Source organism: Arthrobacter sp. CAN_A2, from assembly GCF_015752045.1.
GTDB lineage: Bacteria > Actinomycetota > Actinomycetes > Actinomycetales > Micrococcaceae > Arthrobacter_D.
In genome coordinates this window covers 1-6,866 of the sequence record NZ_JADOUS010000031.1, presented here as the reverse complement: position 1 = coordinate 6,866, position 6,866 = coordinate 1, and the positions used below count along the sequence as shown (strand labels likewise).

Annotated in this window: 5 protein-coding genes and 1 pseudogene; 2 read left to right on the top strand and 4 right to left on the bottom strand. The window is 62.8% G+C overall.

Annotation, left to right across the window (positions count from 1 at the left end):
- Window positions 1–90: 90 nt before the first annotated feature.
- From IWX63_RS16065 to IWX63_RS16055, 3 genes are all read right to left on the bottom strand, one after another.
- The gene (locus tag IWX63_RS16065; protein ID WP_199279160.1) at window positions 91–717 is read right to left on the bottom strand and encodes a response regulator; all 627 of its coding nucleotides are present in this window, start codon (window positions 715–717) and stop codon (window positions 91–93) included.
- Window positions 718–1,104: 387 nt separating this feature from the next.
- Window positions 1,105–1,656, bottom strand: coding sequence for a recombinase family protein (locus tag IWX63_RS16060; RefSeq protein WP_199279161.1), 552 nt, complete (start codon window positions 1,654–1,656; stop codon window positions 1,105–1,107).
- A 196-nt stretch (window positions 1,657–1,852) separates the two neighbouring features.
- On the bottom strand, window positions 1,853–2,449 hold the full coding sequence (locus IWX63_RS16055) for a TetR/AcrR family transcriptional regulator (RefSeq protein ID WP_199279159.1): 597 nt from the start codon (window positions 2,447–2,449) through the stop codon (window positions 1,853–1,855).
- 146 nt (window positions 2,450–2,595) lie between these two features.
- Between IWX63_RS16055 and heR the strand changes: the two genes are divergently transcribed.
- Both heR and IWX63_RS16045 read left to right on the top strand, forming a co-directional pair.
- Window positions 2,596–3,390, top strand: coding sequence for a heliorhodopsin HeR (gene heR, locus IWX63_RS16050; RefSeq protein ID WP_199279158.1), 795 nt, complete (start codon window positions 2,596–2,598; stop codon window positions 3,388–3,390).
- A gap of 495 nt (window positions 3,391–3,885) precedes the next feature.
- A complete protein-coding gene (locus IWX63_RS16045; RefSeq protein ID WP_199279157.1) occupies window positions 3,886–4,344 on the top strand; it encodes a DUF4383 domain-containing protein in 459 nt (152 codons plus the stop codon).
- A 411-nt stretch (window positions 4,345–4,755) separates the two neighbouring features.
- Here IWX63_RS16045 and IWX63_RS16040 read toward each other — a convergent pair.
- A pseudogene (locus IWX63_RS16040) lies at window positions 4,756–6,006 on the bottom strand (IS256 family transposase).
- Between the last annotated feature and the right edge of the window lie 860 nt (window positions 6,007–6,866).

Here is a 6,866-nt window from a genome sequence, read left to right as displayed (position 1 = left end):
AAACGCCCCCACGCGGCATCCGAAAGACTACGAGTACGAGACATCCCACCATGATCTCGTTCATCCCACCTCGGGGTTAGGAGACACGCCCTAGGCCTGGACGTCACCGAAACCAGGACGAAGGGGCGTGGACCTGCTCGCCGAAGCGTCAAGGGTGGCGAGCACCGAGGACACCAGACCAGTGACGACCGCGTCGGTCAGGACCAGGTGCGTACCGATTTCGCGGTTCGACAGGCCCTGGACGATGAGCGAAGCGACCTGCCACTCCAGCGCCGTGAACAACGGGGGCCGCCGGTGGGACAGCACCTGCGAGAGCTGTGCACGGGCCCGGGCGATGCTGCCCGACGCCAGGAGCGTTTCGCCGGCGGCCGCACGCCGGACCCTGTTGACCAGCCGGTGATTACCCGCCTCCTTCAGCAGGTAACCGGACGCGCCGGCCAGGACCGCCCTGCGCAGAGCGTTCTCATCGTCGAAACTCGTGAGCATCAGGCACCGGATACCCGGGTCGATGGAGCGGACCATCCGGCAGACCTCGACACCCGTCCCATCGGACAGGTGACCATCCAGGATGACGATGTCAGGGCGCAGGTGTGCAATATCCCGAATCGCCTCGATCGCAGAGGCGCTTCCGCCCACCACCTCGCAGCCCTCGTCCTCCAGCAGGTCACTCAACCCCAGCCGCACGAGCTCATGACCCTCGACAACGAAAACCTGCACCCGCCGACCCAAACGAGACGCTACGTCGGTTCCCGATGTACTCACTGGAAGGCTCCCTCGAATCAGCGCCTCCGCGGTCCGCTCTCTGCGGCCGCTCCTATCCCATCGGAAGTCACAGGCCCTATCCTCCGCCGCTTCATGCCTCCGCGGCAGAGACCAAGTCCCCCACATCGTTCCCAGCCAAGAACAGAATTAACGCCTACGCCCAACCTGCACGCACTGACCGGCCCCCCTGTCACCAACCGCGTTCCATCTGAGCAGCGCCATGCGTGCCACCCTCGACAGGACAGAGCTCTTTCCCTCTACTTCATCCGCCGTCATCAGGACCTCACGAATCCACACGCTTTCACGGGAGTCCCCAGCACCAGCCGAACACTCCTCACCTATCTACCCAAGACCCAGGTACCGATACACCGTCGCCCGGCTGACCCCGATGATCTTCCCGATATCCGCAGGCGCCAGCCCCTGAGCCTTCAACTCGTGGGATCGCCTGACCTTGGTGTGCCCGGCGGTGATCTCCCGGCGACCGGCCTTCCGCCCGTGCTCGGCGGCCGCGGCCATGCCAGCCCTGGTCCGCTCAGCCAGCTGGTCGCGCTCGAGCTGCGCGAACGCCGACATCACCGTCAGCATGGCCCGGCCCATAGGCCCAGTGGTGCTGATGCCCTCCGTGACGCTGCGGAAGTGCACGCCCCGGCGTTCGAGGTAATCGATCAGGGCTAAGCGGTTGTTCCGCCCCAACCGGTCCAGCTTCCAGACCACCACCTCATCCCCCGCCCGCAGATGGTCCAGGAGCTTATCGAGCTCAGGTCGGCTCGCCCTCGTTCCACTCACGCCGTGATCGGTGAAAATCCGGGCGCACCCTGCCGCTTTCAGTGCTGCGTGCTGCAACTCAGCGTTCTGCTCCAACGTGCTGACCCTGGCATACCCGATACTTCCCATTCCGATGCTCCCAGTGCTCATCAAAGGCAAGCTTCTCTATTTCTGATAATACAGCGCGTGAGACACATTGCTGGGATACAGTCGTGTCACCCAGCCCCCTGTCGATGCTGGAGTCCACCGGACAGATGCCCGCCCCCGCAGTCCGTCCGGTCAAAGGATCCCTTGCAGGAGGAACGGTCTTACGTTGGACGTGGAGTTACTCCAGGTCTGTGGTGAGGACGAGTTCGATCGTCTGTGTGAGCAGCGCGAGTTGGGCGTTCTCCTCGAGGTCCGGCCACTCCTGCCGAATGTCCAGGATTTCGTGCAGGAACGACATTCCGGTGACGACGACCGCGAGCAGCACGGCCCGCTCCTTGGGGCGGGAGAGCCCGAGCTCGGTCATCATGGGCAGCATCATCCGACCGATGAAGACCTCACGGAGTTGTGCCACGGCCTCGGGTCTGGAACTCGCTGCCCTCATCATCCCCAGGATGTTGCTCGCCTCCGGCGAGGTGACCGACTCGAGGATGCGGTGGCTCATGGCCCTCGCAGCCTCCGCTCGTGGCAGGGCTGCCAGGAGCTTCGGGGCGGCAAGAGCCTCCTCGCTCGGGGCGGGCATCGACGCCGCGAACAGCTGCTCCTTGCTGCCGAAAAAATAGATGGCGAGACTCGGATCGACCCCCGCGCGCTCGGCGATCATCCGCACCGTGGTCCGCTGGTACCCGTGCTCGGCGAAGAGGGAGCGTGCAGCATCGAGGATCTGTTGCCTGCTGTCGCTGGTCCCCTTCCGGCGACCCGCCCGTGCAATAGTCATCGGCACTCCCCCCTTCGTGGTGATCCTGGTCCTCATTCTGGTTCTTGACATGCCATCGTAGCGGTCCTTAGAATTCTAATTCAACACTCGTTCAATTAATGGCTGTCGTAAATTCACTTCGATCGCCGAATTCCGGGAGCACTGCCATGAGCCAAGCCGTGACCGCGCCGCCGATCGCGACGGGCGTGACTCCCGAACGTCTCCGGGGGCTCCGGCGGTGGGATATCGCCCTGGCGGTGCTGCACCTCGGCCAGGCGGCCGTGCTCCTGTTCCTGACAAACGACTTCGCGATCCCCGTGCTCGCGTCCTACGTTGATGGTCCTCCCGGAGCCGGAGAGGAGGGCGGACTCGTGACCTCCACGCTCTTCGAGCTGACGATCGGGTACGTCCTCGTGGCCTTCCTCGCCCTGGCCGGCACCGATCACCTGCTTACAGCGACGCTCGGCCGCGGACTCTACGAGCGTGACCTCCGACGCGGCATCAACCGGTTCCGGTGGGCTGAGTACTCGCTCAGCGCGACCCTCATGGTGATCGTGATCGCCCTCTACTGGGGGATCGTGACCATCAACGCCCTCATCGTCGTCGCCGGCGCCAACGTCGCGATGATCCTCTTCGGCTACCTCCAGGAGCGTATGAACCCGCCCGGCCGGACAACGACCACGATGGTCCCGTTCTGGTTCGGCACACTTGTCGGGATGACCCCCTGGATCGCGATGAGCCTGAATATCCCGCTGTACTCCGACGCCCCCGAGTACATCTTCGTCATCCTGGCCATCCAGGGCGTCCTCTTCTTCTGCTTCGGACTCACCCAATGGCTCCAATACCGCGAGATCGGCCCCTGGGCCAACTACGCATTCGGCGAGAAGACCTACCTCGTCCTCAGCCTCGTCGCGAAATCACTGCTCACCTGGCAAGTCTTCCTGGCTTCCCTCATCTCATGACCAGAAGGCCATTCAGACGCACATCGAAGCACGCAGACGATCACCGCTTCCCGGATGCCAAGACCTCCGGACACGGACCAAATAAGAACCTCCCACCGCCATCCGAACGAAAAGCACGACTGTGCCCGCCACTTAGTGTGGTGAAAAGACGACACCGATCACTGCTACTCACACGTGAACAAGTCCCACACCGTCTCAGCTGTCGCGTCGCGCCGTCCAATCAAAGGATCCTTCTCAAGAACGATCCTCCACGAAACGGGCTACGCGTGATCTTCAGCACCCCGGGCAGGTTCGGCGCGGGTCTGGTCCGACTAAATCGTGATCACCGACGCGGGGCCTGTCGGACACCGCAGCGCCGCCGGGTTACTACGCTGTGGTTTGACCGCACGTGGTGCCTTACAAGGCTTCGCCTTCACGACCGGTCCATCCTCGTTCCTGCCGCTGGGCACCAGCGCTGCAGAACACACCACTCGTACCCTAAATGGGAGAACAACCATGACCACCGCAAATACTGCCCGCACGGGCGACCGCACGAACGTCCAGAAAGCAGCCCTCGCCGTCGGCGCCGTGTTCCTGCTCGTCGGAATCCTCGGCTTCATCCCCGGCATCACCTCGGACTACGACACCATGATGTTCGCCGGACACGAATCAGAGGCCAAGCTCCTCGGTCTGTTCCAGGTGTCGATCCTGCACAACATCGTCCACCTGCTCTTCGGGGCAGTCGGGATCGCCATGGCACGCACCATCGGCGGCGCCCGCTCCTACCTTCTCTACGGCGGCGTCACCTACCTGGTCCTGTGGATCTACGGTCTGGTCATCGACCACGACTCCGCCGCGAACTTCGTCCCCCTCAACGGGGCGGACAACTGGCTGCACCTACTCCTGGGCATCGGCATGATCGCCCTGGCACTGCTACTCACCCGCGACCGTAAGCGCACGACGACGCACGCATGACCGAGCACATGAGGTAACTGAACTGACCGGTGTTATCACCGAAAGCGATGCGGTCCCGGAATGATCCGGGGCCGCATCGCCGCATCGGGCAGTCAGTGGCATCTTCGAATGGGACTTATCGCTGAGCGGAAGACACCCGAATCTAAGGAACTCCAGTCGCCAGGCCGACTACCCGAGCAACAGGCACAGCCGGCACTCTTTGCAGGCCCGTCGTGAAGCTCGTCGACGGGGACTGTCTGATAAACGGCTCATCGCAATAGACGGTGTAGCTGGAAGGTGAGCGGGGCTGGCGCGTCGGTCCCGGGATAGGCGTCGAGGCCTTCCGATGATGGAAGTTCCTACGCTCGCCATCCGAAAGACCTCGACGTGCTCAAGGGACTGTCTGATAACCGGTGTGGGTCCGGCATTTCATTAATGAGCGGTTCTTTCGAACCGGTTGGCGAAGGTGATCGCGAACGCGTTGAGTGCGGGTTTCCACCTGATCACCCAGCGTGCTCTGCCGCCGCCGGTCGGGTCAAGAGACCGGGTCACCAGATAGAGACATTTCAGGGCTGCGGCCTCGTTCGGGAAGTGACCCCGGGCTCTGACGGCCCGCCGGTAGCGGGCGTTGATCGACTCGATCGCATTCGTCGTGCAGATCACCCGGCGGATCTCCACGTCGTACTCCAAAAAGGGAACGAACTCCGCCCACGCCGATTCCCAGAGCTTCACGATCGCCGGATACCGTTCACCCCACTCGGCGGCGAAGTCCGTGAACCGGTCCTTCGCCGCCTGCTCCGACGGCGCCGTGTAGACGGGCTTGAGTGCTTTCACGATCCCGTCCCGGTGTTGCCGGCCGGCGTAGCGGAAGCTGTTGCGGATCAGGTGCACGATGCACTGCTGCACGACCGTTTGTTGCCAGGTGGTCGTGATCGCCTCCGGCAGGCCCTTGAGCCCGTCGCAGACCGCGATGAACACGTCGTCAACGCCGCGGTTCTTCAACTCGGAGAAGACCTGTAGCCAGAACCTGGCGCCCTCAGCATCGTCACCGGCCCAGATCCCGAGGATGTCGCGTTCCCCGTTCACCGTGACACCCATGACCACATAGAACGGGGTATTACGCACCTACCCGTCCCGGACCTTGACCACAATCGCGTCCACGAAAAGCACCGGGTAAAGCGGATCCAACGGCCGGGAGGACCACTCGGCCAGCTCGCCGGCGACCTTCTCGGTGATCCTCGAGATCGTGTCCTTCGAGACCTTGGCCCCGTAGACCTCCTCAAAATGCGCTGCGATTTCACCGGTCGTCAGGCCACGGGCAGAGAGCGAGAGCACGATCTCGTCGATGCCGTCCAGTCGTCGCTTCCGCTTCGGAACGATCACCGGCTCGAACGACCCGTCACGTTCCCGGGGCACCTCGATCTCGACCGGGCCGATCTCGGTCAGTACCGTCTTCACTCGGGTGCCGTTGCGCATGTTCTCCGCGATCGGCGTCCCGCCGTGCTCATGCCCGAAATGCTCGGTCAGCTCAGCTTCCAAAGCGATTTCCAGCACGTTCTTCGTGAGCTGGTTCAGCAAGCCACCCGGGCCCACCAGACTCACGCCTTGCTCCTTGGCCTGCGCGAGCAATCGCTCTGCGAGGTCCTTCTGATCGATGATCTCTCCCGTCACAGGATCGATCATCGCCTCTGCTGCTTCGGTCGTGAAGTCATTCACGGCCATCTCCTCTCGGATCAGGCCGGACCCTCACACACCGTTTTTCTTACAGTCCCCGTCGACGGAGCCCTTCTTGTCGGGTGTGCACGTGCGGCGGTCCCGCTGCGTGGCCGGATGCCCCGCCTGCAGTACCTGGCTGGTCCAGGGCAGCCGCTGATTCCTACTTGGCCAAGAAAGTGATCAGGGCTCGTTCCATTCGTCGGGGTGGCCCACGTTGCATCCGTGGGGTGCGCCCTTGATGACGTGCAGGTCGCTGCCGGGTAGGGCGGGTGAATGAGGACCACAGGACGACCGGTGCCTCCCGTGTCGTCGACGTGCAGATTGGTGTCCTTGAACAGCCCGTGGTGGGCGATGATCTTCGTCATGACGTGACCTCCAGAGTGTCGGCACAAGGGCGGCATGACCGCTGGAATGAGTGGTTATCCCGCACCCCGTCTTTCAACTCGAGCGATTCGTCAGCACTGTCTTTCGGATGGGTGGTCTGCGGGCGGGCTTGCGTCCGCGCGGGGCGAACCAACCTGATGGCGCAGCGGCGACGAAGAACGACGAATGAACCGCAAACAGGGTGACGTCCGATACGAGCGGAATTGGCCTGTCAGAACCAGTTTGGTCGACGTTCATGCATGATCGTAAACGCAAAATATTGGAGAATTTTTATGGGTTCGATGCAACGACGTAGGACCGGCCGTGTCATGTCGGTCATCCTGTGTGCCCTGGTGACGGCTGGGTGTGTGGTTGGGTCCCCGTGTAGGAGTCCAGCGTCTGTGTGAGTTTCGCATCCGATAATGGGTGCAGGAGGAGATTCACGACTCATGGCACGCAGACAT

Bases quoted from the DNA above. Each gene is read 5' to 3' on its own strand.
- IWX63_RS16060 (WP_199279161.1), bottom strand. From the start codon at position 1,656: ATGGGAAGTATCGGGTATGCCAGGGTCAGCACGTTGGAGCAGAACGCT.
- IWX63_RS16055 (WP_199279159.1), bottom strand. From the start codon at position 2,449: ATGACTATTGCACGGGCGGGTCGCCGGAAGGGGACCAGCGACAGCAGG.
- heR (WP_199279158.1), top strand. From the start codon at position 2,596: ATGAGCCAAGCCGTGACCGCGCCGCCGATCGCGACGGGCGTGACTCCC.
- IWX63_RS16045 (WP_199279157.1), top strand. From the start codon at position 3,886: ATGACCACCGCAAATACTGCCCGCACGGGCGACCGCACGAACGTCCAG.